This is a genomic window from Xenorhabdus miraniensis (assembly GCF_002632615.1).
Map to the genome: position 1 here is coordinate 1 of NZ_NITZ01000013.1, position 20973 is coordinate 20973.

Sequence of the window (20973 nt, forward strand, 5' to 3'; positions counted from 1 at the left end):
TCACCTAATTCATCGATTTTTCGACGGTGATATTCGGATGCCAGCTTGTCTTTTTTTAAAGCAGAACGAGGCGGTATCATGACGGCGCTACCTTGTAGAGATGTACTGTGTCTACATTTTACTCAATTTTGTGGCTGTGAAAAGTTTTTAGAGGTTCCCATAAAGCAGTTCACCTTTATAAACAACAATCCATAGGCATTAATACGCTGATTGATAAAGAGTATTTTGTTATACAACATTCTAAACTACAAGGTGATTATTTAATAAGTAAAGGTGTTCATCGAGAAAAAATAAAACAGGTTAATCCACCTATGTTTTTTTGCGAAAATCACGAGTGCGGATCATTAAATCCTGATATAAGTCATTTTCTAAAAACGAATAAAGATGAAATCTTGTTATTCACTGCGGTTGCCAGGTTAGATTACTTTAAAAATATAGAGTTATTAATTAATGCCTCTATTAACTTATTAGAAAAAGGTATTCCAACAAAAACATTAATCTTAGGTGATGAAGAAAATAATGATGTCAGAAGAGATATATTCTATTCCATGATTCCTCAGGAATATAGGAAAAACTTTTTAATTTCACATAAAACACCCCACTCGGAACTATTCAGTATTTTTAATGCAATAAAGAAAAAGGCTATTTTTGTCTGTACATCACGTTACGAAACGTTGGGGATTACTCCTTTAGAAGCAGCACTAAATGGCATCTATACCATTGTTCCTGATTTAAGTTCAGTGGAAGCTTCAACTTATTTCTCATCGAGAGATAAGTTCAAATATGACATAACATCACTAACGAAAAAAATAATTTCCACATACGATCAAAAATTATTTATATCTGATATACAACAACAAAACCTCAGATCCTTACTGTCAAAAGATATCTTCGAAGAAAGCGTTAACAGAATTTATAAAGAAATTTCAAAAAGTTACATATCGACACTCCCTTCCACTATTTAAATACTGTTTTTAATAAAACGCATAAATAGTTTCACATTATGAGCACAGCAATGTGCTCATTTTAGTTCTTATCAATATCGTTACAACGATCACAATTACTTACTTATCGGTGGCTTTTTCTTATTTTTCAATTAAAAATAAGTCATGTTAATAATGAAAAGTCTCCAATAATATTTACTACAAATAGGTGAGCACCATGGGTATATTTAGTTACTTACAGCGTTTGGGAAAAGCACTCATGCTCCCGATCGCTTCGCTTCCAATCGCCGCGTTACTACTGCGGCTCGGTCAACCAGACGTATTCAATATCGCTTTTATTGCCAGTGCAGGTGGCGGCATTTTTGAAAACCTGCCCCTATTATTTGCACTGGGGATCTCTGTCGGTCTGGCGAAAGATAACAATGGAGCAGCAGCTCTCGCGGGTGTCGTTGGCTTTTTTATTCTGACAAAAGCAACCGCTGTTATTGATCCTAAAATCAATATGTCCTTTTTTGCCGGTATTATTTCAGGGATTGTTGCCGGCCACTGTTATAACCGTTTTTCTGAAACCCAATTACCCGAGTTTTTAGCGTTTTTCGCGGGTAAACGTTTAGTCCCCATTATAACCGGAATTATTTGCCTCTTCCTTGCATGGGTTTGCGGTCATATCTGGCCATATGTACAACATGGTATTGATAATTTCAGCCTATTAGTATCAAAAAGTGGGATGGCTGGATGGTTTGCTTATGGCGTTCTTAATCGCGCCCTGATTCCGTTTGGCCTGCACTATATCCTGCATTCCGTTTTCTGGTTCAGCTTAGGTGACTGTATAAAAATCACTTACGATTTGGCAGACTCGATGCATAATATCTGCTTGGCTCCTGATGTAGCACGCTCACTCACTATTGGAGCAGCTATACCCGGAATAGAAGGTTCAAATATCACTCAAATAGCGACTGACCTCTCTCGGGGTGATCTCAATCGTTTCTTTGCGGGTGATCCCAATGCGGGAGTCTATATGGCATGGGCCTATCCAATCTTTATGGGTGGATTGCCTGGTGCTGCCTTAGCCATGTATCTGGCTGCGCCAAAAGCGCGTCGTCCTCAAATTGGTGGGATGTTATTTTCTGTCGCGTTAACATCATTCCTGACCGGTATTACTGAACCAATAGAGTTTTCATTCCTGTTCTTAGCACCCGTATTATATGTCTTACATTCAATTCTTGCGGGCGTTAGCATGGTAATTACAAACTCTTTAGGCGTCTTGCACGGCTTTGGTTTCTCCGCTAGCCTTATTGACCTTGGAGTGAGTTGGGGGTTAGCAACAAAACCATGGGTATTGATCCCTCTCATTATCCTATTCTTTGTTATCTACTTCGTTGTCTTTACCTTCATGATACGTGTGTTCAACCTGAAGACGATAGGCAGAGAGGAAGAAGATTCTGATAAAGCAACTTCTGCATCTCAGGATAAAGAAGCAATCACACATTATATCAGTGCCCTCGGTGGAGCTAATAATATTCGCACCGTTGATGCTTGTATCACTCGTCTCCGTTTAACGGTAGAAGACAATACCCGGTTAGATGAGACTCAATTGAAGAAATTAGGGGCTAAAGGCGTCTTAAAAATAGGTAAGCAGAGTATCCAAGTCGTCCTCGGCCCACAAGCTGAAAGCATCGCTGAACAAATCAAAGTTCAGTTGAAACCAAGTTACGCCGATAAAACTGAGTAAGTTCTCTCTATAAAGATAAAAAGGAACGTGACTACGTTCCTTTTTATCATAGCGGACATATACCATCTATTTGTTTTAAAACATAAATAATCACATAAACTTATTTAAAATAATAAAAAAACACACTTTAAAAACCCATCACAAAGTCATTAAATGTGCTAAAAAAGCTAAAAAACTAGCCATAAAGATGATCTTATTTTAAAATTGAAAATATCTTTCTGTTTTTAAATGGAACAAAGCCCATACAGAACAGGTATGATGTGCAATTTTACCCTACCGCTATCACGCATCACATTGATATCGCTGATATCACATAGACGTGCATAGACTTATATAATTAAATTAACGAATGATTTTTAAGAGGTACTCATGAGGCTGATCCCCCTAACAACAGCAAGTGACGTTGGTCGATGGTCTGCTCACTATATTGTTAGTAAAATCAATGAATTTAATCCAACCACTGAACGTCCTTTCGTACTTGGGCTTCCTACAGGCAGCACACCACTAACGACCTACAATGAACTGATATCCCTGTATCAAGCCGGAAAGGTGAGCTTTAAGCACGTTGTGACATTTAATATGGATGAGTATATCGGTCTGCCTGAAAATCATCCTCAAAGCTACCACGCTTTTATGCACCAAAACTTCTTCAATCACATTGATATTCCAACTGAAAATATCAATTTGTTAAACGGGAATGCACCGGATATTGATGCTGAATGCCAGCGTTACGAAAATAAGATCAAATCTTATGGAAAAATCCATTTATTCATGGGAGGAGTCGGTAATGATGGGCACATCGCTTTTAATGAACCTGCATCTTCTCTTTCTTCACGCACACGTATCAAAACACTGACTATTGAAACCCGGATAGCCAATTCTCGTTTTTTCAACAATGATGTGGAGCAGGTCCCCCAATATGCCTTAACCGTTGGTGTTGGCACGTTAATGGATGCCGAGGAAATCATGATCCTGGCAACCGGAATGAATAAAGCACAAGCTCTGCAAGCTGCCATAGAGGGGAATATCAATCACATGTGGACAGTCAGTTGCCTCCAGATACATCCAAAATCTCTCATCGTTTGTGATGAACCTGCCACGATGGAACTGAAAGTGAAAACAGTGAAGTATTTTCGCCAACTGGAAACCGACATTATCAATGAATTTGCCAGCTGAACTTATTTAGTCAAAGTGTAGGAAACCAATATGTACGCATTAACCAACGGCATTATTTATACCGGATATGACAGGCTTGATAACCACGCGGTTATCGTTGCGAATGGTTTGATTAAACAGGTTTGTCCAGTAAATGAATTGCCAGAAGAGATTGAAAAACACGACTTACACGGCGCGAATCTCACCCCCGGATTTATTGACCTACAAGTCAATGGTTGTGGTGGCGTTCAATTTAATGATCAATTGGATAATATTTCAGAAGATACTCTGCATACCATGCAGAAAACCAATCAGCGCTACGGTTGTACCAGTTTCCTCCCTACCCTCATCACCAGCCCCGATGAGTTGATGATAAAAGCCATCGAAGTGATGCACTCCTATCTGAAAAAAAATCCCAATCAGGCACTGGGGCTACATCTGGAAGGGCCTTATCTGAACCCAGTCAAAAAAGGGACTCATAATAGCGCCTATATCCGTAAACCAACTCCGGAAATGGTCAATTACCTATGCCATAACGCGGATGTTATCACTAAGATTACCCTCGCCCCCGAAATGGTCGAGAGCAAATATATTCGGCAATTAGCCGAAGCAGGTATTGTTGTTTCTGCCGGTCATTCCAATGCGACTTATGAAGAAGCTCGTCATGGTTTCCAAAATGGTATTACCTTCTCTACTCACTTATATAATGCTATGCCCGCCATTTCTGGTCGCCAGCCGGGGTTAATCAGTGCTATTTATGATTCCTCAGAAGTCTATGCCGGCATTATCTGTGATGGGAGGCATGTATCATGGCCCAATATCCGCAATTCCAAGCGATTGAAAAATGAAAAACTCATTTTGGTAACAGATGCCATCGTTCCTGCCGGGTTAACTACCGAAGATATGAAGCAATTTACCTTTGCCAATAAAACAATATATTATCGAAATGGCTTGTGTGTTGATGAAAATGGGACACTAAGCGGCTCATCAGTCACAATGATTGATAGTGTCAAAAATAGTATTGAACATGTTGGTATTGCTTTGGATGAAACGTTGCGGATGGTAACGCTTTACCCAGCCCGAGCAATCGGTGTTGATAAATACCTCGGCACGATTGAACCCGGCAAGGTAGCGAACCTGACTGCATTTACTCACGATTTCAAAATTTGCAAAACCATTGTTAACGGAAATGAAATCAAACTATCGTGAGTATCAAGATTGATGAGTAATGAAAACGCACAAAAGCAAATCGGTAATATTGATCTAGTCAAGCAGCTAAATGGAGCTGTGGTCTATCGGCTAATTGATCAGCATGGGCCAATATCACGCATTCAAATTGCAGAAGAAAGCCAACTTGCCCCCGCCAGCGTAACAAAAATTACTCGTCAGCTATTGGAACGCGGCTTGATAAAAGAAGTCGAACACCAAGCCTCTACAGGAGGAAGGCGTGCAATTTCCATTATCACCGAAAGCCGCCATTTCCATACGATTGGAATTCGACTTGGGCGCCATGATGCAACTTTGGCGCTGTTTGACATGAGTGGCAAGACGCTAGCAGAAGAGTGCTATCCTGTACCGGAGAATACTCAGCAGGACGTTGAGAAGCGGATTATTTCCGCCATTGAGAATTTCATCGACAAAAATCAGCGTCGGCTGCGTGAATTAATCGCAATCTCGGTGATTCTTCCAGGCTTGGTTGACCCGGATGAAGGTGTTATCCGTTATATGCCACATATTAAGGTAGATAACTGGCCTCTGGTGAAAAATCTAAAAGATCATTTCAATACTTTCTGTTTTATTGGGCATGATATTCGCAGCCTTGCATTAGCTGAAAATTACTTTGGGGCAACTCGTGACTGTGAGGATTCCATTCTCGTACGCATCCATCGTGGGACGGGTGCTGGTGTCATCGTTAACAACAATATCCTGCTCAATAAACGTGGCAATATGGGCGAGATAGGGCATATTCAAATCGAGCCGTTGGGTGAACGCTGTCATTGCGGTAATTTTGGCTGTCTGGAAACTATCGCTTCCAACTCAGCAATAGAAGCCAGAGTACAGCATCAGTTGCGTCAAGGCTTCTCAAGCCAGCTCGCCCTGAATAACTGCAACATTCACGCCATTTGCCTCGCGGCCAATGCAGGTGACCCGTTGGCTACAGAAGTCATCAGGCAAGTAGGACACTATCTTGGCAAAGCGATTTCTATCGCGATTAACTTATTTAATCCTCAGAAAGTCGTTATTGCAGGAGAAATAACCGAAGCAGAGCAGGTTTTACTGCCAGCTATACAGAGTTGTATCAATACACAAGTATTACAAGCATTTCGTGAAGATCTTCCTGTTGTCGTTTCCGAGCTAAACCACTGCTCTGCTATTGGCGCATTTGCGCTAACAAAACGCGCTATGCTTAATGGTATACTGTTACAACATCTTCTTGGGGGATAACATCAGCCATCTTGTCGGTAAAGTCAGCAAAATGATTATAAGACAAACAAATGAACGCCTTTGTGCATATTTCTTTAAAAAAGCAGTTGACGCATCTCTCTGATATACGCATAATTCGCCCCGCACCGCCGATGAAGGCAAAGCGAAAGATGGCTACGTAGCTCAGCTGGTTAGAGCACAGCACTCATAATGCTGGGGTCACAGGTTCGATTCCCGTCGTAGCCACCATCTTTGCGGGAGTGGCGAAATTGGTAGACGCACCAGATTTAGGTTCTGGCGCCGCAAGGTGTGCGAGTTCAAGTCTCGCCTCCCGCACCATTTTCTTTATCGGTTTGTACTTAAAATTTTTTATTGACGATTTTAAGTTTTAGTGTGTTGTTTCAGGTGGGGTATCGCCAAGCGGTAAGGCACCAGGTTTTGATCCTGGCATACCCTGGTTCGAATCCAGGTACCCCAGCCATACAACTGAAACAGCAGATGGCTAAAACGATATGGCGTTAAATTAAAAAAGCTTGAGAACAATAAAGGTCGCAGTGGTAACACTCAGATGGGGTATCGCCAAGCGGTAAGGCACCAGGTTTTGATCCTGGCATTCCCTGGTTCGAATCCAGGTACCCCAGCCACATTACTGAACGTTATCACAAATCTTACGATTATCGTAAATGGCTACGTAGCTCAGCTGGTTAGAGCACAGCACTCATAATGCTGGGGTCACAGGTTCGATTCCCGTCGTAGCCACCATTCGTTTTCAAATCCAATTGGGGTATCGCCAAGCGGTAAGGCACCGGATTCTGATTCCGGCATTCCCAGGTTCGAATCCTGGTACCCCAGCCATGTTGCTGAAAATTACCATAAATTTTACGATTATTGTAAATGGCTACGTAGCTCAGCTGGTTAGAGCACAGCACTCATAATGCTGGGGTCACAGGTTCGATTCCCGTCGTAGCCACCATTCATTTTCAAATCCAATTGGGGTATCGCCAAGCGGTAAGGCACCAGGTTTTGATCCTGGCATTCCCTGGTTCGAATCCAGGTACCCCAGCCATATCTGTCAATATGTTTGTGAAATAACCCTCTCCACCTCATTCCTCCGATAAAAGATGTAGCCCAATAACAATAAGATCTTTTGATATCACAAAAAACGCTAAATGAGTGGCTCTTAGAAATCAGGCAATAATTTAGCCGAGGATATTTTTCATAGGCGGGCTTGTATGTTTGCTTAATAAATACACTGAAGAGATAATATGCAAAAATCACAATTTTTGTATATACAAGAAGTAAGAACAGAATACAAAACAGTGTGTAAAAGCAGCATGTAACAGAAACCATCCGTGGCTTCTAACTGGAAGAGACAATAGCCATTGCTATGGATTGTAAAAATAAACGGGTTTGTAAAACTAAACAGGTTTGATAAAAATCAACACCACTCACAAGCCCAAAGCATATTTCAGTGCGAGATTTTTCATAACACCTGAACGTTGTGCCGCCATCAGTGCCAAATTGCGCACTGTTTTCAGTCCCGGCAAATCACTGCTGAATGCAGTGTGGAAAAGATCCATCCCTGCCTGCATCACTAAATTATCCGGCATCCTACGGCGCTGATAACGCATCAAAACTGCCTGAGAATGCCAATCTTCCAGCAATTCTTTGGCATTAGTCAGTACATTGAGCAAAACATCAACATCTCTATATCCCAAATTCACGCCCTGCCCTGCCAACGGATTAATGGTATGGGCTGCATCACCCAGTAACACCAATCCTTCTTGCACATAATGGCTGGCATGATGGCGAACCAAAGGAAATGAGCCTGCTGCAATCGGAGCGACTTCGCCCAAACGGGCAGGAAATGCCTTAGAAATTTCTCGCTCAAGTTGTACCATCGTCATTGATTGCAATTGACGAATACGTGCAGGAGAATCATACCAAACCAATGAAGCCCACTGATCAAACAGCGGCAAAAAAGCTCGGGGACCAGAAGGAAAAAACTGCTGCCATGTTGTATCTTGTTGGGGTTGCTCAGTCTTAACCGTTATCAACATACACGACTGCCGATACTGCCATCCTTTGCTGCCAATATTTGCCAATTGACGAACTTGAGAGCGGGCGCCATCTGCACCAATAATCAGATGTGCATCAATTTCCGTCCCCTCTGCCAATATTACCCGCCATGTTTTATCCTCGCGTTGACGCTGCATCGACTTCAGAACCGTAGGACAAAACAGTGTTAGGTTTGGGTAACGTTCAAATTCCTGCCACAAAGCCAATTGCAAGACACGGTTCTCCACCATATAGCCCAACTCCGGCAACCCAAGGCTGTTGGCATCGAAAGTGACATTGGAATCATTTTGCTCCCACGTTTCTAATTTGCGATAAGGGGCACTGCGCATCTGTAATACATTTTTCCACGCTCCCAATTGCTTCAATAAATCCACGGAAGCACAGCTAATCGCAGATACGCGAATATCAGGTTCACTGTCTGCATCATAAGGCGCTGGTGGCTGGTGCTCCAATAGCGCAACGCGCCAGCCTTCCTGTGCCAATCCCAATGCTGTCGCGGCGCCAATCATGCCAGCGCCCACGACAAGGATATCGAATTTTTGTTGTGGATTATTCATACTTATCACGTGATTAACTTGTTGATTAAAATAGTGTACCGGAATTTTCCCTTTCCGGCTGTGAATATCCGGTGTTACAGTCTGGTCACTCGTGCCTCAAATGACTACAATAGCCAACAATATTATGCTAAATACACTATGTGCAATACATTGCGCTTTTCAGTGTTGAAGCATCATTCCACTGGAAACACCGGATACACAAAATGTCGACGATAAAAAAACTGTACATCAAAACCTGGGGCTGTCAGATGAATGAATACGATTCATCCAAGATGGCCGACCTGCTGGAAACCACTCACGGTTATCAGTTAACCGATGTCGCCGAAGAAGCAGATATCTTACTCCTGAATACTTGTTCAATCCGTGAAAAAGCGCAGGAAAAAGTCTTTCACCAACTTGGTCGCTGGAAAGGCTTAAAAGACAAAAACCCTGAGATCATTATTGGCGTGGGCGGATGCGTAGCCTCTCAGGAAGGGGATTTTATTCGCCAGCGTGCGCCTAGTGTCGATATTATCTTTGGGCCGCAGACTCTGCATCGTCTGCCTGAAATGATTAACCATGTCAAAGGCACCCGCAGTCCGGTCGTTGATATCAGTTTTCCTGAGATAGAAAAATTCGACCGTCTGCCAGAGCCTCGTGCAGAAGGCCCAGCCGCTTTTGTTTCCATTATGGAAGGCTGTAACAAGTACTGCACATTCTGTGTCGTTCCTTACACCCGTGGAGAAGAAGTCAGCCGTCCTTGTGACGATATTCTGTTTGAAATTGCTCAACTTGCAGCACAAGGCGTGCGTGAAGTTAACCTGCTTGGTCAAAACGTCAATGCCTATCGTGGTGCAACGTTTGATGGAGATATCTGCACATTTGCAGAGCTGTTGCGTTTGGTTGCGGCTATCGATGGTATCGACCGTATCCGCTTTACCACCAGCCATCCAATTGAATTCACTGATGATATCATTGCAGTTTACGAGGATACACCAGAGTTGGTCAGCTTCCTGCATCTGCCAGTCCAGAGTGGTTCTGATCGCATCCTGACGATGATGAAACGTGCCCATACTGCGCTGGAATACAAAGGTATTATTCGCCGTCTGCGTAAAGCTCGTCCTGATATTCTGATTAGTTCTGACTTCATCATCGGTTTCCCAGGAGAAACACAGGACGATTTCGAAAAAACCATGAAACTGATCGCCGATGTTAATTTCGACATGAGTTTCAGCTTTGTCTACTCAGCACGCCCAGGGACACCTGCGGCCGATTTGCCTGATGACGTAAGTGAAGATGAGAAAAAACAGCGTCTGTACTTACTCCAACAACGCATTAACCAACAAGCCATGAGCTTCAGCCGTGCAATGCTTGGCAGTACACAGCGTATTCTCGTTGAAGGCCCATCCCGCAAAAATATCATGGAGCTTTCCGGTCGTACTGAGAATAACCGTGTGGTTAACTTTGAAGGTGCGCCTGACATGATTGGCAAATTCGTTGATGTCGAGATTGTTGACGTATACGCCAATTCCCTGCGAGGTAAAGTTATCCGCACTGAAGATGAGATGGATCTTCGTATCCATGAGTCACCTGAATCAGTCATTGCCCGTACACGCAAGGAAGATGAACTCGGCGTTGGCTTTTATCAGCCTTAATAGGCCCTAACATAGAGATAATCAGTGACACAAATCAACCCACAAGTAGCAACACAAGAAATTTTTCTGGAACCCGCAGACAATCAACGTTTAATGAGCCTGTGTGGACCACTTGATGACAATCTGAAACAACTTGAGCGCCGTTTGGGTATCGAAATCAACCGTCGCGATAATCGTTTCAAACTGGTAGGTAAGCCACTGTGTGTGAATGCCGCAGCGGGTATCCTGCGTCATCTTTATGTCGAAACCGCCCCTGTACGCGGCATGATACCGGATCTTGAGCCTGAGCAGGTTCATCTGGCTATCACCGAAAGCCGTATACTGGAACAGGTAGCAGAAAGTGTGCCTGAATACGGCAAGGCTGTGAACATCAAAACCAAACGGGGTGTTGTAAAGCCCCGTACTCCCAATCAGGCACAATATATTGCCAATATCCTTGACCACGATATCACGTTCGGGATTGGACCAGCGGGAACAGGGAAAACTTATTTGGCTGTCGCTGCTGCTGTTGATGCACTGGAGCGTCAGGAAATCCGCCGTATTCTGCTGACCCGTCCTGCGGTTGAAGCCGGAGAAAAATTGGGATTCCTGCCCGGTGACCTGAGCCAGAAAGTCGATCCTTATCTGCGCCCGCTTTATGATGCCCTGTTTGAGATGCTGGGATTTGAAAAAGTTGAGAAGCTGATCGAAAGAAACGTTATTGAAGTGGCTCCACTGGCTTATATGCGTGGACGTACCCTCAATGACGCCTTTATTATTCTCGACGAAAGCCAGAATACGACTATCGAACAGATGAAAATGTTTTTAACCCGCATTGGATTTAATTCCAAGGCGGTTATTACTGGTGACGTGACTCAAATTGACCTGCCAAGAGGACAGAAATCAGGTCTGAGCCATGCAGTAGAAGTTTTATCTGATGTTGATGAACTGAGCTTTAACTTCTTACATAGTGAAGACGTTGTCCGCCATCCGGTGGTTGCAAAAGTTGTTATCGCCTATGAAGCATGGGAAGCCGCAGAGCAAGAGCGTAAAAAAGCGCTTAATGAAAAACGCAAACAGGAAGCACAATGAGCTCAGTCATATTAGATTTGCAAATTGCATGTGAAAATCCAAAAGGGCTTCCTGATGAAGCCCTGTTCCAACGCTGGTTGGAAGGTGTTCTGCCACAATTTCAGGCAGAAAGTGAAGTGACCATTCGTTTGGTCGATGAGGCAGAAAGCCACGATTTAAACCTCACTTATCGCGGGAAAGATAAACCAACCAATGTGCTATCCTTCCCATTTGAAGCACCCCCTGAAGTTGAGTTACCCTTGCTCGGCGATTTAATTATCTGCCGTCAAGTTGTTGAAAAAGAGGCAGAAGAGCAACAAAAAACCGTCGAGGAACACTGGGCACATATGGTTGTTCACGGCAGCCTTCATCTTCTGGGATATGACCATATCGAAGACGATGAAGCAGAGGAAATGGAATCTCTGGAAACAGAAATTCTGGAAAAAATGGGTTATCCTGATCCCTATCTCATGGAAAAAGAATAACCATGACCGACATTTTTATGTTAAACATTACATTCTACGATTTATTAATGGGGAATTTTCATTAAAACGCCATGAGCGACGACCATCCTTCAAGTAACGATAGCCCTGGCCCTAAGAAAGGCTTCTTTGCGCTTCTTAATCAGCTTTTTCACGGTGAGCCGAAAAACCGTGATGATTTGGTAGAACTGATCCGTGATTCAGAGCAGAACGACCTGATCGATCCCGATACCCGAGAGATGCTCGAAGGGGTAATGGATATTGCTGACCAACGTGTGCGGGATATTATGATCCCACGCTCACAGATCGTTACCTTAAAACGCAATCAATCTCTGGACGAATGTCTGGATGTTATTATCGATTCGGCCCATTCACGCTTTCCTGTTATCAGTGAAGACAAGGATCACATCGAAGGCATATTAATGGCGAAAGATTTACTGCCATTCATGCGCTCGAATACAGAGCCTTTCAGCATTGATAAAGTGCTTCGTCAAGCTGTTGTTGTGCCGGAAAGTAAACGTGTTGACCGACTGCTGAAAGAATTCCGTTCTCAACGTTATCATATGGCGATTGTGATCGATGAATTTGGCGGTGTTTCTGGTCTGGTCACAATTGAAGATATTCTTGAACTGATTGTTGGTGAAATAGAAGACGAATACGATGATGATGAAGATAACGATATTCGCGCGTTAAGCCGGCACTCCTATTCAGTTCGGGCATTGACTCAAATTGAAGATTTTAACGAGGTTTTCGGTACCAATTTCAGCGATGAAGAGGTTGATACCATTGGCGGGCTAGTTATGCAGGCATTCGGGCATCTGCCTTCCCGTGGAGAATCTATTGTCATTAGTGGCTATCTTTTCAAAGTAGCAATGTCTGATAGCCGTAAGATCATTCAGGTTCATGTAAAAATACCGGATGATGCTGAAGTTCCTAGCCTTGATAAACAATAATAGGATCTGGATGAACAAAGCCTCATTAATGAACTGCCAGCGGCTACGTGCTGTGCTGGCACTTCTTTTCGGAGCCAGTGGAACACTGGCTTTTTCACCTTTTGATTTCTGGCCTGCTGCTCTCGTTTCTCTTTTCAGCCTGCAAATTCTCACCTTAAACAGAACCCACCGTCAGGCTTTCTTTATTGGTTTATGTTGGGGATTTGGCTTATTTGGCAGCGGTGCAAATTGGGTTTATGTCAGTATTGCCGATTTTGGAGGCATGCCAACCGCCATCAATATTTTTTTGGTACTCCTGCTATCAGCCTATCTTGCCCTTTACCCTGCATTATTCGCCGGCTTACTGAACCGTTTTTTTCCAACTTCCAGTGGTATCAGACTGGTTATTGCCAGCCCTGCGCTTTGGCAATTAACAGAATTCTTGCGTGGCTGGGTATTAACCGGGTTTCCTTGGTTACAATTCGGCTACAGTCAAATTGATGGCCCAATGAAAGCCGTTGCGCCCATTCTGGGCGTGGAAGGCATTACCTTCCTGCTTATGATGATTAGCGGGTTACTGGTTTTTGCTACTGTTCATAAAAAGCTATCATCGGCCATCATTGCCATTATCTTGCTGCTACTGCCATGGCCAATGCGACATTATCAGTGGTATACCCTGCAACCGGAAAAAGCCACTAATATCGCATTGGTTCAAGGCAATATTCCCCAAGCCATAAAGTGGGATCCTGCTGCTCTTGGGAAAACGTTGGATATTTATCTGGATAATAGCCGCCCTTTCATTGGCAAGGCGCCTATTATCATTTGGCCTGAATCTGCCATTCCAGATACTGAATACAACCAAAGGGTTTTTCTGACCGAACTGGATACCTCACTGAGAGAACACAATACCAGCTTAATTACCGGTATTGTTGATGCCCGGCCCACGCTGGAAGGTTATAAATTTTACAACAGCATTATCGTATTAGGTGATAAAACACCTTACCAATACCCAGCCCCTACTCGTTACGACAAACATCACCTTGTACCATTTGGTGAATTTGTCCCGTTGGAATCAGTATTGCGCCCATTGGCCCCCTTTTTCAATTTGCCAATGTCTTCTTTTAGCCGTGGTGATTACACCCAACCACAGCTTTCCGTTGCAGGGCACAATATTACTGCTGCTATCTGTTATGAAATTATTTTGGGTGAACAGGTACGTGATAACTTCAAGCCTGATACAGAATTTTTGCTCACCGTTTCTAATGATGCCTGGTTTGGGCGTTCCATTGGTCCGTGGCAACACTTCCAGATGGCTCGGATGCGCGCCCTTGAACTGGGTCGCCCTCTGTTAAGAGGAACCAATAATGGTGTTACAGCAGTGATCAGCCCAAATGGCTCAATTCAAGCTGAAATCCCACAATTTACCCGGCAGGTATTAGAGGCTAAAGTTACGCCCGCAACAGGCGTAACACCTTATTTTCGCTTCGGAAATTGGCCGATATGGGGAATCAGTATGCTGTTTTTCATTTTTGCTTTTATGAAAAAACGTCAAAAAACGTCAAAAAACGTAATTTCTCATAAATGAGAAGATGTTATTAATTATGAACCAGGGCATATTTTATGCCCTGATTTTATAAATTTTTATCTCACTCCACAGACAACTTCAGTAATCCTCCTTGCCCCTCGCTTTCATCACTGATGTAACGCAAATTTACAACACATATAACCAGATTTATAACGCATAAACAGAATATCATGCCAAATAGTTCAAAGTGTGAACAGCATTCGATATTATTCACTTTCTAAGCACGCATAAATGAAATTGTTTATTTATAGTGCGAGGCAGGTCGCGAAATGAAAACATTATGGTTTCAAAAAAGTAACATTATGAATTATTTTTTTACAGCACATAAACAAAACGATTCAGAAAATCGTTTCTACAAACAATTTTATTTATCTATGTAAAAACACAATCATCGATAAGAAAGTGTAATTTCACGAAAAATAGCCAGATATAGGAGCTGTATATGCGTAAGTTGATGTTAACTATGATGTTACTTAGCGCGGTTGGGGCTGCTCATGCTGAGGAATTGACTGGTACACTGAAAAAAATCAAAGATAATGGTATTATCGTTGTTGGACACAGAGAATCTTCTGTCCCATTCTCTTACTACGATAATCAGCAAAACGTCGTTGGTTATTCTCAAGATTATTCCAATTTGATCGTCGATGCTGTTAAGAAAAAACTGGATATGCCTAACCTACAGGTCAAGCTGATCCCAATTACCTCCCAGAACCGCATTCCCCTGTTACAAAACGGAACATTCGATTTTGAATGTGGGTCTACAACTAACAATTATGAACGACAGAAGCAAGCAGCATTCTCCAACACTATCTTTGCCGTCGGCACTCGCCTATTGACTAAAAAAGATTCTGGCATCAAAGGGTTTGATGATCTGGCAGGAAAAAATGTTGTCGTGACTTCTGGTACAACCTCTGAAATTTTGTTGAATAAACTCAATGATGAGAAGCAAATGAAAATGCGCATCATCAGTGCCAAAGACCATGGCGATTCATTCCGCACTCTGGAATCAGGCCGTGCCGTTGCCTTTATGATGGACGATGCTCTGCTCGCGGGCGAACGAGCAAAAGCGAAGAAACCGGATCAATGGATTATTGTTGGCAAGGCGCAATCAGAAGAAGCCTATGGCTGTATGCTGCGCAAAGATGATCCTCAATTCAAAAAATTGATTGATGACGTCATTGTTAAAGTACAGACCTCCGGTGAGGCAGAAAAAATGTTTGATCGCTGGTTCAAAGGACCAATTCCACCCAAGAACCTGAACCTGAACTTCTCCATGTCAGATGAAATGAGAGCTTTGTTTAAGTCACCAAACGATAAGGTATTGAACTGATTAAGGAACTAAAAAATCCTGATTTTATTGGCACGACGGGTCTGAGGTAGTCGTTCCCTACCTCATTTTTTTAGATCGTTTTTAAGTATTACTGCCAACCCCATTTCAGGGAGAACGGTTATGTCTGTTGATTGGAATTGGGGCATCTTTTTACAAGCTGCCCCTTTTGGTAATACCACCTATTTGGGGTGGCTAATTTCCGGGTTTCAAGTCACCATCGCACTTTCCATCTGCGCTTGGCTTATTGCACTTGTTGTCGGGTCTTTGTTTGGTATTCTCCGCACTGTCCCGAATAAATTTCTTTCCGGGCTTGGCGCGTGTTACGTTGAACTGTTTCGCAATGTACCCCTTATTGTCCAGTTTTTTACGTGGTATTTGGTCGTGCCAGAATTCCTGCCCAAAAGCGTAAGCGATTGGTTCAAAATGGAACTGGATCCTAATATTCAATTTTTTATTTCTTCTGTTATTTGCTTGGGATTATTCACTGCCGCCCGCGTATGTGAACAGGTTCGTGCCGCCATTGAGTCACTCCCCAGAGGGCAAAAGGCCGCAGGGTTGGCAATGGGATTAACCCTGCCACAAACTTATCGTTATGTTCTGCTGCCAAACGCTTATCGGGTGATCATTCCGCCAATGACTTCAGAAATGCTCAATCTGGTGAAGAACTCAGCCATTGCTTCTACTATCGGGCTGGTTGATATGGCTGCACAAGCCGGGAAATTGCTGGATTACTCAGCACACGCCTATGAATCATTTACAGCGATCACTTTGGCTTATGTGGCTATCAATCTCGTGATTATGCTTGCCATGACCATACTTGAGAAAAAAGTACGTTTGCCAGGCAATATGGGAGGAAGGTAAATAAATGTATCAGTTCGATTGGAGTTCAATTATTCCTAGCCTGCCCTTTCTCCTGAATGGATTGATGATAACGGCCAAAATCACCGTAGTAGCCATTATCATTGGAATTGTCTGGGGAACCATTCTGGCAATGATGCGTCTCTCACCCATTAAGGTATTGAATTGGTTTGCCACTCTTTATGTTAATCTCTTTCGCTCAGTTCCGCTGGTGATGGTATTACTCTGGTTCTATCTGATTGTGCCTAACTTATTACAAAATGTTCTAGGTATATCACCAAAAACCGATATCCGTTTAATTTCCGCAATGGTAGCTTTCTCGCTATTTGAGGCCGCTTACTATTCCGAAATCATTCGAGCGGGTATTCAGAGTATTTCCCGTGGGCAATCCTCTGCTGCGCTGGCACTGGGTATGACCCACATGCAAAGCATGCGTCTGATCATCCTGCCGCAAGCATTCCGGGCAATGATTCCACTATTGCTAACGCAAGGCATTGTATTATTCCAAGATACGTCTCTGGTATATGTACTGAGTCTGGCTGATTTTTTCCGTACAGCAGCGAATATTGGTGAGCGCGACGGCACTCAGGTTGAAATGGTACTGTTTGCCGGCTTTGTTTATTTTGTGATTAGTTTTGCCGCTTCTATGCTGGTTAACTATTTGAAGAAAAGGACTGTTTGATGATTTCCCTGAAAAATGTATCCAAGTGGTATGGCCAATTTCAGGTTCTTACTGACTGCTCGACTGAAGTCAAAAAAGGCGAAGTAGTCGTGGTCTGTGGGCCTTCTGGTTCCGGTAAATCCACGCTGATAAAAACGGTCAATGGCCTTGAACCCGTCCAGCAGGGTGAAATTCTGGTAAATGAAACGAAAGTCAATGATAAGAGCACCAATCTGGCACAGTTACGTTCCAAAGTGGGAATGGTATTCCAACATTTTGAGCTGTTTCCACATCTCTCTATCATTGAAAACCTGACACTGGCCCAAGTTAAGGTACTAAAACGCGACAAGAAAGCGGCGACTGAAAAAGCACTAAAATTACTGGAACGAGTTGGATTAACCAATCATGCTAATAAATTCCCCGCACAACTTTCTGGTGGTCAGCAACAACGGGTTGCCATCGCCCGTGCCCTCTGCATGGACCCTATTGCGATGCTGTTTGATGAGCCAACTTCTGCACTCGATCCCGAAATGATAAATGAAGTGCTGGATGTCATGGTTGAATTGGCAAAAGAAGGCATGACCATGATGGTGGTAACCCATGAGATGGGATTTGCCAGAAAAGTAGCGCACCGCGTTATTTTCATGGATGAGGGAAAAATTGTCGAAGACAGTAAGAAAGAAGATTTCTTTGCCAACCCGAAATCGGAGCGTGCCCGCGATTTTCTGGCAAAAATTTTGCACTGATTTTTATTTGTCGGCGGATGGCAACACTATCCGCCGGCCTTAAATTCCATCAAAAATAAGTAATTTTCCACATTCCACCTTTAACAAGAGTTGTTGCGCCTATCCCTTATCAGCTATGCTATGGCGTCTTAGATTTCATAAACCACTATGTTTCATAACAACAAGCACGCTAACGGCGTAGCTTTATTACTCACCATAGGATTATCGGTGCCATGCAAGAACAATATCGTCCAGAAGACATAGAACAACAAGTCCAGCTTCATTGGCAAGAGAAGCAAACGTTCAAAGTGACAGAAGACAACAGCAAAGAAAAATACTATTGCCTGTCTATGCTACCTTACCCTTCTGGTCGACTACATATGGGCCATGTCCGTAATTACACTATTGGTGATGTAATTTCCCGCTATCAACGCATGCTAGGTAAAAATGTGTTGCAACCAATCGGTTGGGATGCTTTCGGCCTGCCGGCTGAAGGGGCTGCGGTTAAAAATAACACCTCCCCTGCTCCGTGGACTTATTCCAATATCGAATACATGAAAAGCCAGTTGAAAACACTGGGTTTTGGTTATGACTGGGATCGTGAAGTAACGACCTGTACACCAGAATACTATCGCTGGGAACAGTGGTTCTTCACTAAGTTGTACGAAAAAGGTTTGGTATACAAAAAAACCTCCGCTGTTAACTGGTGTCCACATGACCTGACCGTTCTGGCTAATGAGCAAGTTATTGATGGCTGCTGCTGGCGTTGTGATACCCGAGTGGAACGCAAAGAGATCCCACAATGGTTCATCAAGATCACTGATTATGCGGAAGAATTACTGAACGATCTGGATAAATTGGAAGATTGGCCTGAACAGGTCAAGACTATGCAACGTAACTGGATTGGTCGTTCTGAAGGTGTCGAAATCACTTTTAATGTTGCTGATAGCCAAGAAAAACTCACCGTTTATACCACTCGTCCAGATACTTTCATGGGTGCAACCTATGTTGCTGTCGCAGCAGGCCATCCTCTGGCAAAACAAGCGGCGGAAAATAATCCGGCACTGACAGAATTCATCAACGAATGCCGTAATACCAAAGTTGCCGAAGCAGATATGGCAACCATGGAGAAAAAAGGCATGCCAACAGGCATGTTCGTTGTTCATCCATTGACCAATGAAAAAATAGCTATTTGGGTCGCTAACTTTGTCCTGATGGAATACGGCACTGGCGCTGTTATGGCAGTTCCTGCCCATGATCAACGTGATTGGGAGTTTGCTACTAAGTACAACCTGCCAATGAAAGTCGTTATTCTGGATAACGACGGCAACGAACCCAATATTCAGGATGCAGCCGCTACAGACAAAAATGCACTGGTCAATTCCGGTGAATTCAGCGGGCTGAATAATGAAGAAGGTTTCAATGCCATTGCAGACAAACTGGTTGCAATGGGCGTCGGCCAGCGTAAGGTCAATTACCGCCTGCGCGACTGGGGTGTTTCCCGTCAGCGTTACTGGGGTGCTCCAATTCCAATGGCAACACTAGAAGATGGAACCGTGGTTCCTGTTCCAGAAGATCAGTTGCCAGTGATCCTGCCGGAAGATGTTGTAATGGATGGCATCACCAGCCCACTCAAGGCGGATCCAGAATGGGCAAAAACGACCATCAACGGTCAATCTGCTCTGCTTGAGACGGATACCTTTGATACCTTCATGGAATCTTCATGGTATTACGCGCGTTATACCTGCCCGGATCATGACAAAGGCATGTTAGACCCGGCTGCGGCCAACTACTGGTTGCCAGTGGATCAATACATCGGTGGTATTGAACACGCTATCATGCACCTGATGTACTTCCGCTTCTTTCACAAACTGATGCGCGATGCTGGCCTGGTTAATTCTGATGAACCCGCCAAACGCCTGCTGTGCCAAGGCATGGTTCTGGCCGATGCTTTCTATTACACCGGCAACAGTGGCGAAAAAGTCTGGGTATCTCCGGCTGACGCTATTGTTGAGCGTGATGAGAAAGGGCGCATTATTAAAGCAACGGATAAAGACGGCCATGAACTGGTTTATACCGGCATGAGCAAAATGTCGAAATCCAAGAACAACGGTATCGATCCACAAACGATGGTCGATAAATACGGTGCTGATACTGTTCGCTTGTTCATGATGTTCGCTGCACCACCAGAACTGACTCTGGAATGGCAGGAATCTGGTGTAGAAGGCGCTAATCGCTTCCTTAAACGTGTTTGGCGTCTGGTTTATGAACACAGCAATAAAGGGGCAACCCAGCCGCTGGATATCAATAGCCTGACTGCGGAGCAAAAAGATCTGCGCCGTGATCTCCATAAAACCATTGCGAAAGTCACCGATGATATTGGCCGTCGTCAGGCATTCAATACCGCCGTTGCTGCAATTATGGAGCTGATGAACAAACTGACACGTGCTCCACAGGAAACTGAGCAGGATCGCGCTCTTATGCAAGAAGCACTGACTACAGTGGTACGTATGCTTTCGCCTATTACTCCACATGCTTGTTTCGTAATGTGGAAAGAACTTGGCAATGAAAATGACATTGATGTTGCTGAATGGCCGCAAGCAGATGAGCAAGCAATGGTGGACGATACCAAGCTGGTAATCATTCAGATTAATGGTAAAGTTCGTGGCCGAATTACTGTACCGGCAGATGCAACAAAAGAGTATGTCCAAGAAATGGCGACGCAAGAATACAGTGTGACGAAATATCTTGAAGGCGTCAGTATTCGCAAGGTCATCTATGTGCCAGGTAAATTACTGAACCTGGTCGTTGGTTGATAACAGGAG

General features: G+C 43.6%; 16 protein-coding genes and 8 tRNA genes. 23 read left to right on the top strand and 1 reads right to left on the bottom strand.

Annotated features, from left to right (window positions below; genetic code table 11):
- The first annotated feature begins 311 nt into the window (after positions 1-311).
- The 13 genes from Xmir_RS12920 to Xmir_RS12980 all read left to right on the top strand — a co-directional run bounded on the left by Xmir_RS12920 (position 312) and on the right by Xmir_RS12980 (position 7321).
- Positions 312-965 (top strand): glycosyltransferase, encoded by a 654-nt coding sequence (locus Xmir_RS12920; RefSeq protein ID WP_099114649.1) that lies wholly within the window; start codon positions 312-314, stop codon positions 963-965.
- A 196-nt stretch (positions 966-1161) separates the two neighbouring features.
- Positions 1162-2676 carry an N-acetylglucosamine-specific PTS transporter subunit IIBC gene (gene nagE, locus Xmir_RS12925; RefSeq protein WP_099114650.1) on the top strand — a complete coding sequence of 505 codons (1515 nt, stop codon included), beginning with the start codon at positions 1162-1164 and terminating at the stop codon, positions 2674-2676.
- A gap of 369 nt (positions 2677-3045) precedes the next feature.
- Complete coding sequence (gene nagB / locus Xmir_RS12930) at positions 3046-3852, top strand: glucosamine-6-phosphate deaminase (protein ID WP_099114651.1); 807 nt, start codon at positions 3046-3048, stop codon at positions 3850-3852.
- Between the two features lie 30 nt (positions 3853-3882).
- Positions 3883-5040, top strand: a complete 1158-nt coding sequence (gene nagA, locus Xmir_RS12935) for an N-acetylglucosamine-6-phosphate deacetylase (RefSeq protein WP_099114652.1) — start codon at positions 3883-3885, stop codon at positions 5038-5040.
- Positions 5041-5052: 12 nt separating this feature from the next.
- Positions 5053-6276: a DNA-binding transcriptional regulator NagC gene (nagC, locus tag Xmir_RS12940; RefSeq protein ID WP_099114653.1), complete on the top strand. Its 1224-nt coding sequence runs from the start codon at positions 5053-5055 to the stop codon at positions 6274-6276.
- A 151-nt stretch (positions 6277-6427) separates the two neighbouring features.
- Positions 6428-6504, top strand: a tRNA-Met gene (locus tag Xmir_RS12945).
- Positions 6505-6509: 5 nt separating this feature from the next.
- Positions 6510-6594 (top strand) — tRNA-Leu (locus Xmir_RS12950).
- Between the two features lie 67 nt (positions 6595-6661).
- Positions 6662-6736: transfer RNA gene (locus Xmir_RS12955), tRNA-Gln, on the top strand.
- A gap of 88 nt (positions 6737-6824) precedes the next feature.
- Positions 6825-6899: transfer RNA gene (locus Xmir_RS12960), tRNA-Gln, on the top strand.
- A gap of 41 nt (positions 6900-6940) precedes the next feature.
- Positions 6941-7017: transfer RNA gene (locus Xmir_RS12965), tRNA-Met, on the top strand.
- An 18-nt stretch (positions 7018-7035) separates the two neighbouring features.
- Positions 7036-7110 (top strand) — tRNA-Gln (locus tag Xmir_RS12970).
- Between the two features lie 41 nt (positions 7111-7151).
- Positions 7152-7228: transfer RNA gene (locus Xmir_RS12975), tRNA-Met, on the top strand.
- An 18-nt stretch (positions 7229-7246) separates the two neighbouring features.
- Positions 7247-7321 (top strand) — tRNA-Gln (locus Xmir_RS12980).
- A gap of 382 nt (positions 7322-7703) precedes the next feature.
- Here Xmir_RS12980 and ubiF read toward each other — a convergent pair.
- Entirely contained in the window at positions 7704-8891 is a 1188-nt protein-coding gene (ubiF, locus tag Xmir_RS12985; RefSeq protein WP_167385984.1) for a 3-demethoxyubiquinol 3-hydroxylase, read from the bottom strand.
- Between the two features lie 203 nt (positions 8892-9094).
- On the opposite strand from ubiF, the gene miaB reads away from it, so the two are divergent.
- The 10 genes from miaB to leuS all read left to right on the top strand — a co-directional run bounded on the left by miaB (position 9095) and on the right by leuS (position 20964).
- Complete coding sequence (miaB, locus tag Xmir_RS12990) at positions 9095-10525, top strand: tRNA (N6-isopentenyl adenosine(37)-C2)-methylthiotransferase MiaB (protein ID WP_099114655.1); 1431 nt, start codon at positions 9095-9097, stop codon at positions 10523-10525.
- Between the two features lie 93 nt (positions 10526-10618).
- Positions 10619-11596 carry a PhoH family protein gene (locus Xmir_RS12995; protein ID WP_422646017.1) on the top strand — a complete coding sequence of 326 codons (978 nt, stop codon included), beginning with the start codon at positions 10619-10621 and terminating at the stop codon, positions 11594-11596.
- Positions 11593-12060 (top strand): rRNA maturation RNase YbeY, encoded by a 468-nt coding sequence (gene ybeY / locus Xmir_RS13000; RefSeq protein ID WP_099114657.1) that lies wholly within the window; start codon positions 11593-11595, stop codon positions 12058-12060. Before Xmir_RS12995 ends, ybeY begins: the two co-directional genes overlap by 4 nt.
- 71 nt (positions 12061-12131) lie before the next feature.
- Positions 12132-13010, top strand: coding sequence for a CNNM family magnesium/cobalt transport protein CorC (corC, locus tag Xmir_RS13005; protein ID WP_099114658.1), 879 nt, complete (start codon positions 12132-12134; stop codon positions 13008-13010).
- 10 nt (positions 13011-13020) lie between these two features.
- Complete coding sequence (lnt, locus tag Xmir_RS13010) at positions 13021-14574, top strand: apolipoprotein N-acyltransferase (RefSeq protein WP_099114659.1); 1554 nt, start codon at positions 13021-13023, stop codon at positions 14572-14574.
- Between the two features lie 442 nt (positions 14575-15016).
- Positions 15017-15904 (top strand): amino acid ABC transporter substrate-binding protein, encoded by an 888-nt coding sequence (locus Xmir_RS13015; protein ID WP_145956899.1) that lies wholly within the window; start codon positions 15017-15019, stop codon positions 15902-15904.
- Positions 15905-16024: 120 nt separating this feature from the next.
- Entirely contained in the window at positions 16025-16765 is a 741-nt protein-coding gene (locus Xmir_RS13020; RefSeq protein WP_099114661.1) for an amino acid ABC transporter permease, read from the top strand.
- A 4-nt stretch (positions 16766-16769) separates the two neighbouring features.
- The gene (gltK, locus tag Xmir_RS13025; protein ID WP_099114662.1) at positions 16770-17444 is read left to right on the top strand and encodes a glutamate/aspartate ABC transporter permease GltK; all 675 of its coding nucleotides are present in this window, start codon (positions 16770-16772) and stop codon (positions 17442-17444) included.
- Complete coding sequence (locus Xmir_RS13030; protein WP_099114663.1) at positions 17444-18169, top strand: amino acid ABC transporter ATP-binding protein; 726 nt, start codon at positions 17444-17446, stop codon at positions 18167-18169. Before gltK ends, Xmir_RS13030 begins: the two co-directional genes overlap by 1 nt.
- A gap of 212 nt (positions 18170-18381) precedes the next feature.
- A complete protein-coding gene (gene leuS / locus Xmir_RS13035) occupies positions 18382-20964 on the top strand; it encodes a leucine--tRNA ligase (RefSeq protein ID WP_099114664.1) in 2583 nt (860 codons plus the stop codon).
- Positions 20965-20973 lie beyond the last annotated feature (9 nt).